Genomic DNA, 18,439 nt, shown 5'->3' with positions numbered 1-18,439 from the left:
GTGCGCCCAGCGTTGGAATCTTACTTTTCAATTCCGAAATGCAGATAGGCGCGATCGGTCGCTATTCTACCACGAGGTGTGCGTTGTAAGTAACCTTGTTGAATCAAATAAGGCTCTAGCACATCTTCAATGGTGTCTTTCTCTTCACCAATGGCTGCTGCCATGTTATCCAGACCGACAGGACCACCACCAAACTTTTCCATGATCGCAAGAAGCAGTTTTCGGTCCATGTAGTCAAAACCTTTAGCGTCGACATCGAGCATGTTCAGCGCTTTATCTGCAACTTCCGCACAGATGTGTCCATTGCCCTTTACTTCAGCATAGTCACGAACACGGCGTAGTAGTCGGTTAGCGATACGTGGCGTACCACGAGCGCGGCGAGCAACTTCTAACGCACCTTCCGACTCCATTGACAAGCCTAGGCAATCTGCGCTGCGCTGAACGATATCCTGCAAGTCTTTGACCTTGTAATACTCAAGGCGCTGAGTAATACCGAATCGGTCACGCAATGGCGAGGTCAATGAACCCGCTCGTGTGGTTGCGCCGATAAGCGTGAAAGGAGGCAAGTCAATCTTGATAGAGCGAGCGGCTGGGCCTTCACCAATCATGATGTCTAGCTGGTAGTCTTCCATCGCTGGATACAGCACTTCTTCAACCATTGGGCTTAAGCGGTGAATCTCGTCAATGAACAGCACATCGTTTTCTTCTAAGTTGGTCAGCAGCGCCGCCAAGTCCCCTGCTTTCTCAAGTACTGGGCCGGAAGTAGTGCGAATATTCACTTCCATCTCATTAGCAACGATGTTCGCAAGTGTGGTTTTACCCAAACCTGGAGGACCAAATATCAAAAGGTGGTCGAGCGCTTCATTTCGCAATTGAGCGGCTTTGATGAAAATCTCCATCTGACCACGCACGTGATCCTGACCTTGGTAATCCGCCAGCTTCTTAGGACGAATCGCACGGTCGATGACATCTTCATCACGAAATGAAGGATTTTCTGGCGCGATTAAACGATCGGCTTCAATCATATTGTTCCCTTGAACTTTTCGTTACACCATTGATTTTAGTGCTTCACGGATCAGTTGCTCACTGGTCATATCCGGTTTAGCGATCTGAGAGACTACTTTCGACGCTTGAGTTGGTTTGTAGCCTAGAGCTAGAAGCGCACTGATTGCCTCTTCTTCAGCATTGCTAGATGCCGAACCAGAATCCGAAGGAGCCGCATCCGTGAACGGAGTAAATAGGTCGCCAGCACCCCAACCTTTAAGGCGGTCTTTCATTTCCACAACAAGACGTTCTGCGGTTTTCTTACCAACGCCAGGTAGCTTCACAAGTGTTGAAATGTCTTCACGCTCTACGCAAGAAACGAATTGGCTTGCCGTCATACCAGAAAGTATACCCAGCCCCAGTTTAGGACCGACGCCGTTCGCTTTGATTACTTCACGGAAGAGCGCACGTTCTTTGACTGTGTTGAAGCCGTAAAGCAGCTGAGCGTCTTCACGCACAACAAAATGAGTATAAATGATCGCTTCTTCGCCGACGTTTGGCAGTTCGTAGAAACAGCTCATTGGCATCTGTACTTCATAACCAATGCCATTAACTTCAATTAAAACTTCAGGTGGTTGCTTTTCAAGCAGAGTGCCGCGAAGACGTCCAATCACTATAAATACTCTTTGGAAATGAATTTGCGACAGGATAATAAAGAACTGGATAGACATCCAGTCCTTTATGCCGTTCGGTTAGATTTTTGAGACAACTTGATCAAGTTGTTGAGTCAGGTTTCTCACGGTGACAACTTGGCTACTGAGCTCAGTGCCATATTGAGCGACAGTTTCAGCAATGGTCTTGGTGTTCACTACGCCGTTAGCAACTTCGCTACTGGCTTCATCAAGCTCTTTTAATGCGGTCATTTGCGTCGCCATTATGCCAGAAAGACTCTGCACATCATGAGAAATTGTGGTCACTTGCTGGATGATGGTATTCATTCGTTCTGTGCTTGAAGTAACAACATTCTGCCCGTGCTTCACCTCTTGCTCGCTGCGATCAAGCAAGTTACGAATCTCGATTGCGGATTGACTACTCTTTGCAGAAAGCTCTCTCACTTGGTCCGCGACCACTGCAAAGCCTCTGCCCTGCTCCCCCGCTCGCGCCGCCTCAATAGCCGCATTCAGTGCCAATAAATTGGTTTGTTCTGCGACCGAAGTAATCAAGTCCGCCACTTTCATGATGTCTTCATGGCTGGTAATGATCTGGCTGATCGCTTGTGTAGAGTCTTCGAGCAACTCAGAGCTTTTCTCAGCTTGTTGATGAACGTCTTCACTCTTCTCACGAAGCTCTTCAACAAACTTGCTTGACGTTTCAATCCCCGTCGCCATGTGGTGTACTTGCTGACTCATTTGCTCAGCCGCACTGGCTTGAGACTCACTGTTGATATTGAGAGCATTGACTTGAGCACCTAACAGCGAAGATTGTCCATCCAACACTTGCGAAACTTGTTTAAGCTCCGCCGAATTTTGATTAGCTTGCTCTAGTACCTCTCCTAGCCGTAACTCCCCCGCCGTTGCTTTTTGTGCGACCAGTTCACTTTCTGCTTTAGATTTCTCTGCACTTTCAATCGCAATATCCCGCTGCTTGGCAGTAAAGGCTTGTGCAATACAAATCACCACCAGCGGTAACACAGTGCCTGACCATATTTCCACGCGCTGCGCAGATTCAGACAACACGAGTTGGGGAAAAACAAAACCAGACACATGCTGATACGTCATTACTGCAGAAACCGCGATGACTAGCGCACTCCATGAGATCGCCATGATACGAGTGCCAGATAAAAAGAAAGCGACGACTAACAAAGGTACCCAGTAAGTTTGGGTTGAATCGACCACACCACCGCTTTGATAAATGATGTTGAGTGCATGCACTGACATGCCTACAAACCCCAGATTGAGCGACAATGCTGGTCGTTTGAACCATCTCAGGCTGAAGGCGGATATCAGTTCGAGTGCGATTAAGAGTACTGAGGTGAAGATTAAGCTTTCATGCCCATGTTTAGACCATTTGATCAGGCTGTAGATCCCGACGAGAAAAGCGATGAAGGTAAATAGCGATAGGATGTCTGCTTGACGTTGTTGTGTTCTTGTCCATTGAGTTTGGCGCGGCATAAATGCACTGCGCCACAGCGTGGCTGGATTCATGTTCAATCTTCCTTGATTGATTTCTTATTAGACCTCTGACCACTATAGTTTTGTAACATTTTCTCAACAAATCCAATCCTTAAATCTGTCTGAGATGTCTCATTTTTAATACGAGAACACGCTTAACGGTAACGACCTTTTCTTGCACTGGTTGCTTTGCCAGCGAGCGCCACAAGCGTCTTATTGGTGTTAGCGTGACAAATGGCAACACCTAACGCATCGGCGGCATCGGCTTGAGGTTTTGCTGGCAGCTTAAGCATGTGTTGAACCATATGCTGAACCTGTACTTTGTCTGCACCACCTGTCCCCGTTACCGCTTGTTTAATAAGACGAGCTGCGTACTCATGCACCGGAAGATCCGCATTCACAGCCGCAACAATCGCACTGCCACGCGCCTGCCCTAGCTTTAATGCAGAGTCGGCGTTTTTCGCCATAAATACTTGCTCAATAGCAAACACATCCGGCTGGAACTGTGTGATGATTTCCGTCACACCTGCATAGATTTGCTTAAGTCGACCTGGCAGCTCTTTTTCAGAAGTACGAATACAGCCGCTGCCTAGATATTGTAGATGACGTCCCTGCTGACGAATCACACCGTAACCCGTAATGCGAGAGCCTGGGTCAATACCCAAAATAATTGACATGAATTTTCCTAAGAAAGCAGATCAAGAACGATCTCTATCTCGTTATTATAATTAATGAAAATAAATGGGAACAGAACGCTCTGTCCCCATTGAGTAATCTTATTCTAATGTGGCTGCCACTTCGTCAGAAATGTCACCGTTGTGATACACCTCTTGAACATCATCCAAGTCTTCTAACGCATCAATCAGACGTAGAAGCTTAGGGGCAGTATCCACGTCCAATTCTGCTTTCGTTGATGGGATTAATGATACTTCTGCATTGTCAGCCTTAAAGCCTGCTGCATCCAAGGCATCTTTGACGCTACCGAAATCAGCTGGTGCCGTGTACACATCAATAGAACCGTCTTCGGATGCTTCGATATCATCGGCGCCGCTCTCAAGCGCCACTTCCATCACTTCGTCTTCATCTAAGCCGGAGGCATAAGAAATCACACCTTTCTTATCGAACAGATAATTAACACTTCCATCTGTACCCAAATTACCGCCAGACTTCGAAAACGCGTGACGCACGCCAGAAACCGTTCGATTGCGATTGTCCGTCATGCATTCAACCATTACGGCGGTGCCACCTGGACCATACCCTTCGTAGATGACGGTTTCCATGTTGTCATCGCCTTCACCACCAGCACCACGACTGACCGCACGGTTCACCGTGTCTCGCGTCATGTTGTTAGAAAGTGCTTTATCGATAGCAGCTCGTAACCGAGGGTTATTGTCAGCTTCTCCGCCACCCTCTTTCGCGGCGACGACAATTTCACGAATTAACTTGGTAAAGATTTTGCCACGTTTGGCATCTTGCGCAGCTTTACGGTGACGAATATTCGCCCATTTACTATGACCTGCCATGATTCACCTTTTAATTTATTTTGACGTTAATGCTCAGCTTTGATTGCTCAACAACGTTACTTGGGAAAGTGCTCGGAATAATTCTTGGGTTCATTAAAACAAAAACTCCCGCAAGTGCGGGAGTTTTCTTTAAATGTTGTGCGCTTATTCTGCGTCTTTTTCTTTCGCAACAGTCACAGCAATTGCTAGCTCTTCTAGAGCCGCTGGGTTTGCAAGGCTCGGTGCGTCTGTTAGTAGACACGCCGCTGCTGTTGTTTTAGGGAATGCGATAACATCACGGATGTTCTCAGTACCACATAGCAGCATTACTAGACGGTCTAGACCGAATGCAAGACCCGCGTGAGGTGGCGTACCAAATTTCAGCGCTTCCAATAGGAAACCAAACTTCAGTTTTTGCTCGTCTGCATCAATACCTAGGATATCGAATACCGCAGCTTGCATTTCTGCGTTGTGAATACGTACAGAACCACCGCCCACTTCGTAGCCGTTTAGAACCATGTCGTATGCGTTTGAGTTCGCTACTGCTGGGTTCGCTTTTAGCTCTTCCGCAGTCACACCTAGAGGTGATGTGAATGGGTGGTGCATTGCGTGCAGGTTGCCTTCGTCGTCTTCTTCGAACATTGGGAAGTCAACAACCCATAGAGGAGCCCAAGTGCCTTCTTTAGTTAGACCTAGGTCTTTACCAAGTTTAAGACGAAGTGCACCTAGTGCTTCAGCAACGATGTTAGCTTTGTCTGCACCGAATAGGATGATATCGCCAGATTCCGCTTGAGTGCGGTCTAGAATACCGTTGATCACGTCTTCACTTAGGAATTTAGCTACTGGAGATTGGATACCTTCCATGCCTGCTGCACGGTCGTTAACCTTCATCCATGCTAGACCTTTCGCACCGTAGATACCTACAAATTCTGCGTAACCGTCGATTTGCTTACGAGTAAGCTCAGCACCACCTGGTACACGGATAACTGCAACGCGACCTTTCTCGTCGTTTGCTGGACCAGAGAATACTTTGAATTCAACGTCTTTTACTAGGTCTGCAACGTCTACTAGTTCTAGTGGGTTACGTAGGTCTGGTTTGTCAGAACCGAAACGACGAATCGCTTCGCTGAACGGCATTACCGGGAACTCACCTAGGTCAACGTTCAGTAGCTCTTGCCACATTTCACGAACCATTTTCTCAGTCGTTGCACGAACTTGGTCAGCCGTCATAAATGACGTTTCGATATCGATCTGAGTGAATTCTGGTTGACGGTCAGCACGCAAGTCTTCATCACGGAAACACTTAACGATTTGGTAGTAACGGTCAAAACCAGACATCATTAGAAGCTGTTTGAATAGCTGTGGAGACTGAGGAAGCGCGTAGAAGCTGCCTTTGTGAACACGGCTAGGTACTAAGTAGTCACGAGCGCCTTCTGGTGTCGCTTTTGTTAGTACTGGTGTTTCGATGTCTAGGAAGCCGTTGTCATCTAGGAAACGACGAACAAAGCTAGACGCTTTAGCACGTAGCTTGATGCGGTCACTCATTTCTGGACGACGTAGATCTAGGTAACGGTACTTCAGACGTTGCTCTTCAGAGTTCTTTTGGTTGAAGTCTAGAGGCAGAACGTCAGAACGGTTGATGATTTCAAGACCTTTCGCAAGGATCTCAACTTCACCTGTTGCCATGTCTTTGTTTACTTGGCTTTCTGGACGAACGCGAACTTCACCAGTTAGCTTGATACAGAATTCATTACGAAGTGTGTTAGCCACTTCATACGCATCTGCCATATCTGGATCAACAACTACCTGAACGATACCTTCGCGATCTCGCATATCGATAAAAATAAGACCGCCTAAATCACGACGACGGTTAACCCAGCCGCAAAGTTCTACAGTTTGTCCTGCAAGGGACTTGTTCAGGTGACCACAGTAATGGGTACGCATAATGAAATTCCCAATCTCTCAAATATTGTTAACTACGCTCTGTCAGCCTCATTGCCGAGCAGAGTAAAGATCCATTTATACGCTGAAAGCCTATGAAAATCGACTACTCAACATACAATTAAGTGTGTTTTATCATTCATTGGTGGTTTTTAGTACAACAAATGTTCAAAAGCGCACCAAAGCGAAAAAATTGGTGGGGATTATAGCGTGAAATTACCCATTTCAGCAAAACTCTCGTAAAGTGGGCTCAGGAAAAAACGTAAAGCAGATATATGGATAATTTACCCCTTCGACTAGGATTGACCATGTGGTCGCACAACCAATGGCAACAAAGCTTTTATGGCAGCGGAACCAAGCCCGCAGAGCGACTCGAAAAGTACGCGCAGGTGTTCCATACCGTAGAGGGCAACACCACCTTTTATGCCACACCGACGCTCAACACGGTGCAAAACTGGAAAGCCGCGACTCACGACAATTTCAAATTCACCTTTAAGTTGCCAAAAACCATTACTCACGAGCAGATGCTCAGAGGTTGCGACGAGCAGTTACGTGACTTTATGAAGGTCATGGAACCGCTTCATGAACGTGTTGGGCAATGGACGATTCAGCTCCCTGCTGCTTTTGGCCCCGACTATCTTGATAGGTTGAAGAAGTTCTGTGCCAGCTTTCCGCCGAATTTCCCACTTGGAGTGGAAGTTCGTCATATGGCGTTTTTCTCCAAAGGTGAAGAAGAACGTGCGTTGAATCAATGGCTACTTGAGAGTGGCATTGACCGCATTATCATGGACAGCCGCCCAGTGTTCGCCGCGCAGCCGACGACCGAAGCGGTGATCGATGCCCACCAGAAAAAGCCTCGCGTTCCAGTTCATGCAATTGCGACAGCTAAGCACCCGATGATTCGCTTTATCGGTCATCCCGACATGGAAGACAACCTGCGCTTTTTCGAACCTTGGTTGCAGAAGTTACCGATGTGGATTGAACAAGGCATTCAACCTTACTTGATGATTCACACGCCAGATAACGTCTTAGCACCAGAACTGGCTGAAAAGCTTTATAAGCAGCTACAACTTAAGCTCTCACTGCCCAATTTGTCTTCGTTTCCTGCCAATGATGGCAACTCACAAATACAAATGTTTTAGGTAAGCTTATAATTAAGCAAATGACAGAGGCGCGAATTTCCCATAAAATACGCGCCTTTTTTGATGCCTGACGTTTCGGGCAGCTTGTATGCAGAGATTTGGTTATGAACCCTAACAGCAATCCAGATACTATTTTTTCGGCTCCAATCGATAAAATTGGGGATTTCACGTTCGATGAACGCGTAGCGGAAGTTTTCCCTGACATGATTCAACGATCGGTGCCGGGTTACAGCAACATCATTTCTGCCATTGGTATGTTGGCAGAGCGTTTTGTTAAACCTCACTCAAACATCTACGATCTAGGCTGTTCTTTGGGTGCTGCTACGCTGTCTATGCGTCGTCATATCAAACAAGAAGGTTGTCAAATCATTGCAGTGGACAACTCTCCTGCGATGGTTGAGCGCTGTAAGCTTCATGTAAACGCCTACCGAAGTGACACGCCAGTTGATGTGGTAGAGGCGGATATCCGCGATATTGAAATCGAAAACGCGTCGGTTGTGGTATTGAACTTCACACTGCAATTCCTTTCTCCAGAAGACCGCTATGCGCTATTGGAGAAAATCTACGCGGGTTTGCGCCCAGGTGGCATTTTGATTCTGTCTGAGAAGTTTGTGTTTGAAGATGAAGTGTCTAACGAGCTGTTGATTGACCTTCACCACGACTTTAAACGTGCAAATGGCTACAGCGAACTTGAGATCAGCCAAAAGCGCAGCGCAATTGAAAACGTGATGCGCCCTGATTCGAAGAAAGATCATAAAGAGCGTTTCGCGAAAATTGGTTTCTCAAGCTACGACGTTTGGTTCCAGTGCTTTAACTTCGGTTCGATGTTTGCGATTAAATAGCGAGAAGCGAGAAGCGAGAAGCGAGAAGCGAGAAGCGAGAAGCGAGAAGCGAGAAAGTCTTAACGTTTCGCATTTAGTGTCAATTTTTTAATTTATTACTCAGTGAAAAACTATGTTTAATTTTGCTAATTTTTATCAGTTAATCGCGCAAGACACTCGTCTTCAGCCGTGGCTAAACGTATTACCTCAACAGTTAACAGATTGGCAAAATGCTGAGCACGGTGATTTTGGTCGCTGGCTAAAAGCGCTGAACAAGATCCCACAAGGTGCACCAAACCAAGTGGACATCAAAAACTCAGTGACCATCAGCAACGATACGCCTTTCCATGAAGGTGAGCTGAAGAAGTTAGAAAGCCTGCTGCGTACGTTCCACCCGTGGCGCAAAGGTCCATACACAGTGCACGGTATTCATATCGATACTGAATGGCGCAGTGACTGGAAATGGGATCGTGTTCTACCGCACATCTCACCTCTGAAAAACCGCAGCGTGCTCGATGTAGGTTGTGGTAACGGCTACCACATGTGGCGCATGCTGGGTGAAGGTGCACGCTTAACGGTTGGTATCGATCCTTCTCACCTGTTCCTAATTCAGTTCGAAGCGATTCGTAAGTTGATGGGCGATGACCAACGTGCTCACCTCCTTCCATTAGGTATTGAGCAACTACCTAAGCTAGAAGCGTTCGATACCGTATTCAGCATGGGCGTTCTTTACCACCGCCGCTCCCCACTGGATCACTTGGTGCAACTGAAAGACCAGTTAGTGGCAGGCGGTGAGCTTGTATTAGAGACACTAGTGATTGAAGGCGATGAGAACGCAGTATTGGTTCCGACTTCTCGTTACGCGCAAATGCGTAATGTGTATTTCTTCCCTTCAGCGAAAGCACTAAAAGTTTGGCTAGAATTGGTTGGCTTTAAAGACGTTCGTATCGTAGATGAGAATGTAACGTCAGTCGGAGAACAACGTACTACTGACTGGATGACACATAACTCACTACCTGACTACCTTGATCCAAACGACCCAACGAAAACCGTTGAAGGCTACCCTGCCCCTCGTCGTGCGGTACTTGTCGCAACTAAGCCATAATTAACTGAGATTTCTGACATTGTCTTAACTCACTCCTTCCTTTAAGACATTAACCTCTCTTCAATCTAATTAAGGATGCATATTGCGTCCTTAATTTCTGGCTTTTCGTCACTATTCCTCACTCTGTAAGAGACTGCGAAAGATTCTTACTTGTGAGCCTTTGGCGATAACGCTAAACTCTTAAAAAACAAACAACTTAATCCAATCCCAAGGTTTTCAATGTTTATACGATTGACTCCGGTTGTTGCAATCGCCCTATTGTCAGGATGTACCCTTACAAAAGGCGAACAGTACCACCAAGAAACGTTAGCCGCTATTCAAGCTTCAGAGACGAATTTCAATACTCGCGTTACCAACTTAGAGCTTCAACTTAGTAACCAATCGGATTACATCGAAAGTTTAGAAGGCCAAGTGGATAAGTTAAATGGCGAACTCAATACCTTCCGTAAAGAAGCGATGGACGAAGTAAGAAAGCCGAAAGAGCCTATTATCGTTCAAGCTCCTGCGCCTGTTCAGGCGACTCCTACTCATGACATTGTCCTGGGCTCCATAGAGCGAGTGACTATTGACTCCATCAAACAAACTTTCGATGCACGTGTCGATACTGGCGCAGCAACGTCTTCATTAAATGCAGTCGATATTGAAGAATTCGAAAGAAATGGCAAAAACTGGGTGCGTTTCCATCTTGCTGACAATACCAAGTCAGATGAAGAGAAAGACATTTGGATTGAAGCGCCAATTATTCGCTACGTGAAAATCCGTCAAGCAACCACTGAAGAACTAGAGCGTCGAGCTGTTGTTGAACTTTGGGTGCGCGTTGGAAAAATTCATGAAAAAGCGCAATTTACGTTGGCAGATCGTTCTCAAATGAACCATCCTGTGTTACTAGGAAGAGAGTTTATGCGCGACATCGCACTCGTTGATGTGAGCCGTAAATACGTTCAAACGGAAGAAGATAAAAAATAATAAGGTAGATTATGACGTCCAGAATACCGTTTTACCTGTCAATCATCCTGTTGGTGATTGCAGGCATCGCTTTGAGTGTTTTCAGACATCAGAATTACGGCGTACCTTGGACTCCAGGTGAAACACGTCAAATTTGGGATGTTGAAGCCCGTATCGAATTTAATGCGAATGGCAACGAAGTAAAAGCTTCTCTTGCTGCGCCGCATACTCAAAATGGTTACACCCTGATTGGTGAATCAGCATCGTCTCCAGGTTACGGCGTTTCTTACGTCAACTCAGACTCTGGTCGTCGTGCAGAATGGTCAATCCGTCAAGCAAGTGGCCCACAAACTATTTACTACAAAGCCCAGTTCTTAGTTGACCCACAAGCAAAAGTGGATGAACAGCCACCTGCAGGTGAAATCACAAAACCTACCCTTTCAGCGCCGCAACAAGCCGCCGCCAATGCATTGATTGAACGTGCAATGAGCCGCTCAGCAGACAATGTCACCTTTGCTCGCGAGCTGATCAAAACGCTAAACGATCCAGACAGCCAAAACTCAGCGCTGATTCTTAATGACTTTGATCGTACCGATGCATTACACAAGATCCTACTTACTGCAGGCGTGCAAAGCAAAATCGTTGGTGTAATCGAATTAGAAGACGGCCGCCGTCGTCAAGCTATTCAGCCTATGGTTCAGGTATGGTCGGGGGAAGAATGGGTTCTCTTCTCGCCAAATTCAGAGCAAGCCGCAGCACAACCTAACCTTCTCGTATGGGATGAATCGAACGTTTCCCTACTTGACTTAGTTGGCGGTAAAAACAGCCAAGTTCACTTCTCTATGATTAAGCAGGAAGTGACTCCACAGCAAGCCACTGACAATAAAGTGGAAGCGGATGGCCTACTCAACCTTTCTATCCATAGTTTGCCACTTGAAGAGCAAGCCATGTTTAAGACCATCATGTTGATCCCAATCGGCGCACTGATTGTTGTGTTCCTGCGTGTCATCATCGGTCTGAAAACTTCGGGCACCTTCATGCCAGTATTGATTGCGGTTGCATTTGTTCAAACGCAACTGGTAACTGGTATTGTCGGCTTCCTATTAATTGTCGGTACTGGCTTGATAATACGAAGTTACCTCTCGAGGCTTAACTTACTTCTGGTTGCAAGGATATCCGCCGTAATCATAACCGTAATTATGATCATCTCGGTCTTCACCGTAGTCGCATTCAAGATTGGCCTAACAGAAGGTCTAACAATTACGTTCTTCCCAATGATCATCTTGTCATGGACGATCGAACGTATGTCGATTCTATGGGAAGAAGAAGGTGCGAAAGAAGTAGTTCTTCAAGGTGGTGGTTCACTACTAACCGCTGTCTTGGTTTACCTAGCGATGACGAACGTTTATATCCAACACTTAACGTTTAACTTCATTGGCCTACAACTGATTGTTCTTGCAGGCATCCTATTACTAGGTACTTACACAGGCTACCGTCTAACAGAACTACGTCGATTTAAGCCACTAGCGGAGGACTAAACGATGTTTGAACGTTTCACTTCGCCAGCAAAGCTTCGCCATAAAGGCATTATGGGGATGAACAAGCGTAACCATAGCTATATTGGTCGCTACAATGATCGCTCAAAATACCCGTTGGTGGATGACAAGCTAAAGACAAAAATCATTGCTGAAGCAGCAGGTGCGACAGTGCCTGCTCTTATCGGCGTGATTGACAGCCAAGCTGAAGTCAAAAAGATCCACAAGATGGTATTGGACTGGCCAGGTTTTGTAATCAAGCCAGCGCAAGGAAGTGGTGGTAAGGGTATCCTTGTTATCACTTCGCACAAAGATGGCGTTTACACCAAGCCATCTGGTGCAACCATCAATAAAGAGGATGTAGAACGCCATATCAGTAACGCACTGGCTGGTCTGTTTTCTCTAGGTGGTAAGAATGACGTTGCAGTCGTAGAAAACCTAATCAAGTTCGATGACTGTTTTGATGGTTTCAGTTACGAAGGCGTGCCTGACGTTCGTATTATCGTCTTTAAAGGCTACCCAGTGATGGCGATGATGCGTTGTTCTACTGCGGCATCTGACGGTAAGGCTAACCTTCACCAAGGTGCGGTTGGCGTTGGCATCGACATTGCCACCGGTAAAGCGATTCGTGCGGTGCAGTTCGACCAACCTGTTACGCATCACCCAGATACTGGCAAAGATCTATCAACCCTACAAGTACCTCATTGGGAGCGCTTATTAGAGCTTGCATCGAGTGCGTGGGAAATGACAGGACTTGGTTACATGGGTACTGACATGGTGTTGGACAAAGAAGAAGGACCAATGGTGTTGGAGTTGAACGCTCGTCCGGGTTTAGCTATTCAAATCGCCAACGGCGCGGGTTTGCTACCTCGTTTAAAACATATTGAAAACCTTGGTATGCCGGCCGAATATCCAAAACCAAAAGAGCGCGTTGCTTACGCTGCTGAACAGTTTGGTTCTAAATCTCAGTTCTAATCTCTTAGCTAGCAGCTATTAACGTAGCTGCTAGCTAACCTTTCATATTTGAGCTCTATCGCTCGCTTTCTAAGTAATTCATCACTTCTATCACTGCAATCGATGATCCAGCTAACAGATTACACATGGATCGTTTCTTTTTTTCTCATACTTTTGCTTATCATGTCGTCTCCCCCTTACTCAACTCAAGAGGTTGGGCGATGCTAACAAAAGAAATTAATAACAATGAAACACCGCTTGTTGAACAAGAGAACTTTGATCAACATTTACAACGTTTGTCGGAAATCTCTGTCCAAGCACTTGATGAGCTTGCTGAAATGATCGAAACCGGAAACGACTTTTCAGAAGAATAGCACTTACCTTTTCGCTTTTAAGTGCCTGCTAATAAGCCGAGACTGTTGTCCTACAGCCTCGGCTTATTTTATTTTTTGAAGGGTGTAACTTATATCGAAGCGGTGGCTGGCTTCTCAATACTCTCATCTAAGCGATAACTAGCTTTGATGGTATCCGCCACTTTCTCCGCGATCATAATGGTTGGCGCATTGGTATTCCCGCCCACTAGCGTCGGCATAATCGACGCGTCGACAACTCTTAGTGCCTCTAATCCATAAACCTTAAGATTGCTATCTACCACGGCGAAAGGATCGTTCGCCATACCCATTTTGCAGGAGCCTACGGGATGATATTGGGTATCCGCTCGATTACGAATATCTTGCTCGATGGCTTTCTCATCGTTCGCATCCACGGGATAAAAGCTGGCCCCACGTATGTCATCAAACGCTTGGCTTTCCAGCATTTGGTGTTGCTTCTTCCAGCCTTTAATCATGATTTCCATGTCTTCAGGGTGACTGAAAAAAGCAGGATCAATCTTTGGTACATCATAAGGGTTTGCACTGTTTAGCTTAACCGTCCCAATACTTTTCGGTCGAAGTAACGTCACATGCGAACTAAACCCATGACTAGCGTGGATCTTACGAGCGTGATCGTCAACCACCGCCACCACAAAGACAAACTCTAGATCGGGCACGTCGACATCATCATCTGAACGCAAGAACCCTATACCTTCTGCAAAATTACTGGTCATTTTCCCACTACGTGTTTTCATCCACTGTGGTAAAGCCTTAGTCATTTCGGATGCCATTTTGAGTGATACACCAAACGTATCTCGCTTCGCGCTGCTCCGGTAAGTATGAACCAAATCAATATGATCCTGCAGATTCTCCCCGACACCGGGCAATTCATGGATTTGCTCGATTCCGTGGAATTCTAATTCTTTCTTTGCCCCCACACCTGAAAGCATCAGGATCTGCGGAGAGCCAAACGCCCCTGCAGAAAGAATCACTTCTTTCGTGCATTTGATCTGAAAGCTCTGCCCTTTCAGACCATACTCAACTCCAACAGCTCGATTTCCTTCAAACAACACTTTATGAGTCGTAGCTTTGGTCAAAACAGTCAGATTAGGTCGGTTCAGGTTTGGAGTCAGATAGGCTTTTGCGGCGCTGCACCGCTCCCCATTGCGCTGTGTTACTTGGGTTGGCATAGCACCAAACTGGTCGGCTCCGTTGATATCGTGATTACGAGGTACACCTATCGACTCACAGGCGGTTAAATAACGCTCAAGAACATCACTTGGCGAGCGTAAGTTCGCGACGTTCAGTGGCCCACCTTGTCCATGATAATCATCTTGGTGAACTTCGTTATTTTCTGCTTTCTTGAAATACGGTAAGCAATCGTCATAACTCCAACCTTCGTTGCCAAGACTGGCCCAAAGGTCGTAATCATATTGATGCCCTCTGGCGTACATCATCGCATTGATAGAACTCGAGCCACCTAAAGTTTTTCCTCTTGGTTGGTAGCCTTTTCGGCCATTCAGTCCAGCTTGAGGAACCGTTTCAAACCCCCAGTTGTTTATCTTGGTCGGCATCATTGCCACTACACCCACTGGCGTATGAATAAAAGGGCTCGAATCGGTACCACCCGCCTCCAACAAACACACGGTGACATCAGGGTCCTCGGTGAGTCGAGACGCTAAAACACAACCCGCAGAACCACCACCGACTACAATAAAATCATAACTGTCCATCTTCGACCTCCGCGATATCTAAAGGATGAAGCTCACGTTTAAGGATCTTCCCCGTTGCCGTCATAGGCAGTGCTTTGCGAATGAAGACACGACGTGGGTATTTGTAATCAGCAAGTTGCTCTCTACACCAAGTAATCAAAGTATGACTATCCGTTTTTGCATCTTGATGAAGCACAACATGCGCATGTACCTCTTCACCAAGGCGGTCATCATGTTCACCGACAACAGCGACCATTTCTACATCAGGATGACACATTAAGACTTCTTCTATTTCACGCGGATAGACGTTATAACCGCCTCGGATAATCATGTCTTTAACGCGGTCGACAATGAACAAGTTGCCGTGTTTATCCACTCGTCCAATATCGCCCGTTAAGAACCAACCATCGCGCAACGCCTCACGAGTTGCTTCTGGTCGTCCGTAATAGCCTTTCATTACACTTGCGCTTTTTATGCAGACTTCCCCTAATTCACCCACGGCTTGGGCGTGACCTTTTACGTCCGCAATCTTAATCACGTAGCCACATAATGGTTGTCCGACACTGCCTGGTAGTCGGTCTCCATCACTATGATTAAACGTGGCCACTGGTGCGGTTTCTGATAATCCATAACCCTCCAATACTGGCAGTTCAAAGCGTTGTTCAAATTGACGAATCACTTCTACAGGCATAGAAGCTCCACCAGACACTCCTATGCGAAGACTGTGCTTTACTAATTCGGAATGCTCCGGAGATTGCTCACCCGCTCTGAGTAATGCGATGTACATTGTAGGCACACCTGCAAACACGCTGACTTTATGCTGGATGATTTGTTCAATCACAAACTTTGGCTCAAAGCGCGGGATCAACACCATAGTAGAGCCTGTCAGCACACTGGCATTCATCATCACGGTCTGACCAAAACTGTGGAACAGAGGCAAGGTTGCCATAGTGGTATCACTGTATTCCAACCGCATCAGATACTGGGAAGACATAGCGTTCGTTAACATGTTGGTGTGAGATAACTCCGCCCCTTTCGGCTGACCGGTCGTGCCTGAGGTATAAAGAATAACGGCGGTATCATCACCATTTCTGCTGATTGACTCAAACGACTTATTGTCTTGCATAAGCCAAGCATCAACAGCGTGCTCTTCTTCTCTGCATCGTTCTGACAAAGAGATAAAGTGTTCGCACTGCTCAGCTTCAGAGAAACCGTGTCTACCGTAGCTTCCCATTGGCAGCTCTTCGCTTCCTTCAAAGCAGAAATACGCTTTTGCATCAGAGTCGTTGAGGTGGTAAGCAATCTCACGGCCTTTAAACAGCACATTCAAAGGAACTACGACACAGCCTGCTTTTAAAATCCCGTAATACACGATTGGGAAGTAAGTAATGTTTGGACAAGACAGTGCAACTTTGTCACCAACTTTTAGTCCAAGTCGATTTAGGTTCGTAGCAATATTGCCTGCAAATTTGTCGAGCAGTGCGTAGTTGATTTCATCATCGCCCATCCTGAGCGCAGCTTTTGAAGGAAAGAGCGCAGCACTGCGCTCCAGATTGACAGCAAGGTTGTGCATCCATGATCTCCTTTGGTCGCAAGGCAGCCAGCGAGCACTGGCTGCTGAAGATTCTTTATGTAGAGAGGTAAGTATCGAGGGTTATGAGTGCTTGTTTAAATCTGGGTCGGGTTTGCCCGCAAACACTCGCAGTACCAGCTTCTGCACCATGTTGCCATATGGCGGTGCAAACAACTGAATCGGGAACCAATCGCGCATTTTTAGTACCGTGCGCGCATGGCTGAGTTCGCGAAAACCTTCTTCTCCATGGTAATTACCAATGCCGGAGTTACCCACGCCACCAAATGGCACTGAATGGTTGAGTACATGCCACCCCCAGTCGTTGATCGTGACACCACCACTATGGGTTTGAGTAAGCAAGATTTCGCGTTGCGCGGCATTATTGCTAAATAAGTAACATGCTAGCGGTCGTGGCCTCTCGATAATGTATTGAATTACCTCATCGAGAGAACGGTAAGTGTGAATAGGAAGAAGCGGGCCAAAGATTTCCTCTTGGCAAATACGCATTTCGGGTGTCAGGTTGGTAGCGATGTACAGCGGTGTTTTACGCCCTTCACCATAGTCGAGGCATTGAGTGATAGTCGCCCCTTTATCACGTGCATCCGCCAGTAGATCGTGGAATCGTTTGTGCTGGGCATCATCGACTAACGCGGTGTAATCCTGATTGGCTTTGATCTCACCGTACATGGTTTGATGTGCGTGCTTTAACGCCTCAACAAATGCTGCTTGCTTACCTTCTGGCACAAACGCGTAATCTGGTGCGATACAAATTTGCCCTGAATTAAAACCTTTACCATGCGCAATGCGCTCTGCGGCTTTTGCAACGTCATAATCATCAAATACCACCACAGGGGATTTACCACCTAGCTCTAAGGTCACAGGCGTTAGATTCGCTGCCGCATTGGCCATGATGACTTTTCCGCTGGCTGGCGACCCAGTGAACACAAGGTGATCAAAAGGTAGATGAGAAATTTCCATCGCTTCTGGGTGGTTGCCATCCACAATACGAACTAAGTTATCAGGGAATATTTCGCCTAACATGCGACGCATTTGTCGAGTGGTTGCCGGGCAATTTGGTGGCATTTTAATCATGCAGCGATTACCCGCAGCCAACGCAGTGATCATAGGACCAATCGACAGATAAAGCGGGAAATTCCAAGGACAGATGATACCAACTACCCCTTTTGGTTGATAACGCACTTCCAGCTTATTGCCCTTGAATAACCACTCTGTTGGTCTTCGACTTGGCTTCATCCAACCTTTAAGATGGCGAACAACATGGTTGATATCGAGTATAGGCGCAAGCACATCAGCCATAATGGACTCGGTGTGACTCCGGCCGCCAAAATCTTCACTCATCGCGTCTGCCAAGACATCTTGATAACGGGACAACTGTTTCTTTAACGCCAAGAGTCGGTGCTTTCTCACCGCAAATGTCGCGTTCGGCTCAGCTTGGTATGCAGACTGTAATTCCGAGAACCACATGGTGAGCTCACCGACTAAAGGATCATTGGTTGCAAACGTGCCTTGTTCGCGTTGTATTTCCTTATTTTGCGTTGCCAGTACATTCATGTTTCTCTCCTACCGTGCATTTTATTCAATTACAACATTTTGATAACATGTGGCACAGGTTACAAAGAGACAAAAAACGGTGATATTCGGACAGCTTTGAGACAAGGATGA

16 protein-coding genes are annotated in these 18,439 nt (G+C 46.5%); 7 read left to right on the top strand and 9 right to left on the bottom strand.

The features are described from left to right. Nucleotides 1–20: 20 nt before the first annotated feature. The 6 genes from ruvB to aspS form a co-directional block, all read right to left on the bottom strand. A complete protein-coding gene (ruvB, locus tag L1076_RS11415; protein WP_038866800.1) occupies nucleotides 21–1,025 on the bottom strand; it encodes a Holliday junction branch migration DNA helicase RuvB in 1,005 nt (334 codons plus the stop codon). A 21-nt stretch (nucleotides 1,026–1,046) separates the two neighbouring features. Continuing rightward, nucleotides 1,047–1,658, bottom strand: coding sequence for a Holliday junction branch migration protein RuvA (gene ruvA / locus L1076_RS11410; protein ID WP_104029395.1), 612 nt, complete (start codon nucleotides 1,656–1,658; stop codon nucleotides 1,047–1,049). A gap of 78 nt (nucleotides 1,659–1,736) precedes the next feature. Further along, nucleotides 1,737–3,188: a methyl-accepting chemotaxis protein gene (locus L1076_RS11405; protein ID WP_045408864.1), complete on the bottom strand. Its 1,452-nt coding sequence runs from the start codon at nucleotides 3,186–3,188 to the stop codon at nucleotides 1,737–1,739. Between the two features lie 122 nt (nucleotides 3,189–3,310). Continuing rightward, entirely contained in the window at nucleotides 3,311–3,832 is a 522-nt protein-coding gene (gene ruvC, locus L1076_RS11400; RefSeq protein WP_005426231.1) for a crossover junction endodeoxyribonuclease RuvC, read from the bottom strand. 99 nt (nucleotides 3,833–3,931) lie between these two features. Then, a complete protein-coding gene (locus L1076_RS11395) occupies nucleotides 3,932–4,678 on the bottom strand; it encodes a YebC/PmpR family DNA-binding transcriptional regulator (RefSeq protein ID WP_039975242.1) in 747 nt (248 codons plus the stop codon). 144 nt (nucleotides 4,679–4,822) lie between these two features. Further along, on the bottom strand, nucleotides 4,823–6,601 hold the full coding sequence (aspS, locus tag L1076_RS11390) for an aspartate--tRNA ligase (RefSeq protein ID WP_045422298.1): 1,779 nt from the start codon (nucleotides 6,599–6,601) through the stop codon (nucleotides 4,823–4,825). A gap of 272 nt (nucleotides 6,602–6,873) precedes the next feature. Between aspS and L1076_RS11385 the strand changes: the two genes are divergently transcribed. The 7 genes from L1076_RS11385 to L1076_RS11355 all read left to right on the top strand — a co-directional run bounded on the left by L1076_RS11385 (nucleotide 6,874) and on the right by L1076_RS11355 (nucleotide 13,474). Further along, nucleotides 6,874–7,740, top strand: a complete 867-nt coding sequence (locus tag L1076_RS11385; RefSeq protein WP_104038009.1) for a DUF72 domain-containing protein — start codon at nucleotides 6,874–6,876, stop codon at nucleotides 7,738–7,740. Nucleotides 7,741–7,844: 104 nt separating this feature from the next. Beyond that, nucleotides 7,845–8,582, top strand: a complete 738-nt coding sequence (gene cmoA, locus L1076_RS11380; protein WP_038866790.1) for a carboxy-S-adenosyl-L-methionine synthase CmoA — start codon at nucleotides 7,845–7,847, stop codon at nucleotides 8,580–8,582. A 112-nt stretch (nucleotides 8,583–8,694) separates the two neighbouring features. Further along, on the top strand, nucleotides 8,695–9,666 hold the full coding sequence (cmoB, locus tag L1076_RS11375) for a tRNA 5-methoxyuridine(34)/uridine 5-oxyacetic acid(34) synthase CmoB (protein ID WP_038875968.1): 972 nt from the start codon (nucleotides 8,695–8,697) through the stop codon (nucleotides 9,664–9,666). A gap of 219 nt (nucleotides 9,667–9,885) precedes the next feature. Continuing rightward, the gene (locus L1076_RS11370; RefSeq protein WP_038866788.1) at nucleotides 9,886–10,632 is read left to right on the top strand and encodes an ATP-dependent zinc protease; all 747 of its coding nucleotides are present in this window, start codon (nucleotides 9,886–9,888) and stop codon (nucleotides 10,630–10,632) included. An 11-nt stretch (nucleotides 10,633–10,643) separates the two neighbouring features. Continuing rightward, entirely contained in the window at nucleotides 10,644–12,149 is a 1,506-nt protein-coding gene (locus tag L1076_RS11365) for an inactive transglutaminase family protein (protein WP_038866785.1), read from the top strand. Between the two features lie 3 nt (nucleotides 12,150–12,152). Beyond that, nucleotides 12,153–13,121 carry an alpha-L-glutamate ligase-like protein gene (locus L1076_RS11360; RefSeq protein ID WP_038866784.1) on the top strand — a complete coding sequence of 323 codons (969 nt, stop codon included), beginning with the start codon at nucleotides 12,153–12,155 and terminating at the stop codon, nucleotides 13,119–13,121. A 125-nt stretch (nucleotides 13,122–13,246) separates the two neighbouring features. After that, nucleotides 13,247–13,474: a hypothetical protein gene (locus L1076_RS11355; protein WP_162142535.1), complete on the top strand. Its 228-nt coding sequence runs from the start codon at nucleotides 13,247–13,249 to the stop codon at nucleotides 13,472–13,474. Between the two features lie 89 nt (nucleotides 13,475–13,563). On the opposite strand, the gene L1076_RS11350 is transcribed toward L1076_RS11355, so the two are convergent. The 3 genes from L1076_RS11350 to L1076_RS11340 form a co-directional block, all read right to left on the bottom strand. Next, the gene (locus L1076_RS11350; protein WP_237303625.1) at nucleotides 13,564–15,204 is read right to left on the bottom strand and encodes a GMC family oxidoreductase N-terminal domain-containing protein; all 1,641 of its coding nucleotides are present in this window, start codon (nucleotides 15,202–15,204) and stop codon (nucleotides 13,564–13,566) included. Beyond that, nucleotides 15,191–16,756 (bottom strand): long-chain fatty acid--CoA ligase, encoded by a 1,566-nt coding sequence (locus L1076_RS11345; protein WP_237303624.1) that lies wholly within the window; start codon nucleotides 16,754–16,756, stop codon nucleotides 15,191–15,193. The genes L1076_RS11350 and L1076_RS11345 overlap by 14 nt, the downstream gene beginning before the upstream one ends. A gap of 81 nt (nucleotides 16,757–16,837) precedes the next feature. Continuing rightward, a complete protein-coding gene (locus tag L1076_RS11340; RefSeq protein ID WP_237303623.1) occupies nucleotides 16,838–18,328 on the bottom strand; it encodes a coniferyl aldehyde dehydrogenase in 1,491 nt (496 codons plus the stop codon). Nucleotides 18,329–18,439 lie beyond the last annotated feature (111 nt).

It is taken from the genome of Vibrio sp. MMG023 (assembly GCF_021654215.1).
In the GTDB taxonomy this organism is placed as follows: Bacteria; Pseudomonadota; Gammaproteobacteria; order Enterobacterales; family Vibrionaceae; genus Vibrio; species Vibrio jasicida.
Note: the sequence above shows the minus strand (reverse complement) of the source record. Positions and strands in the feature narration are given on the sequence as shown.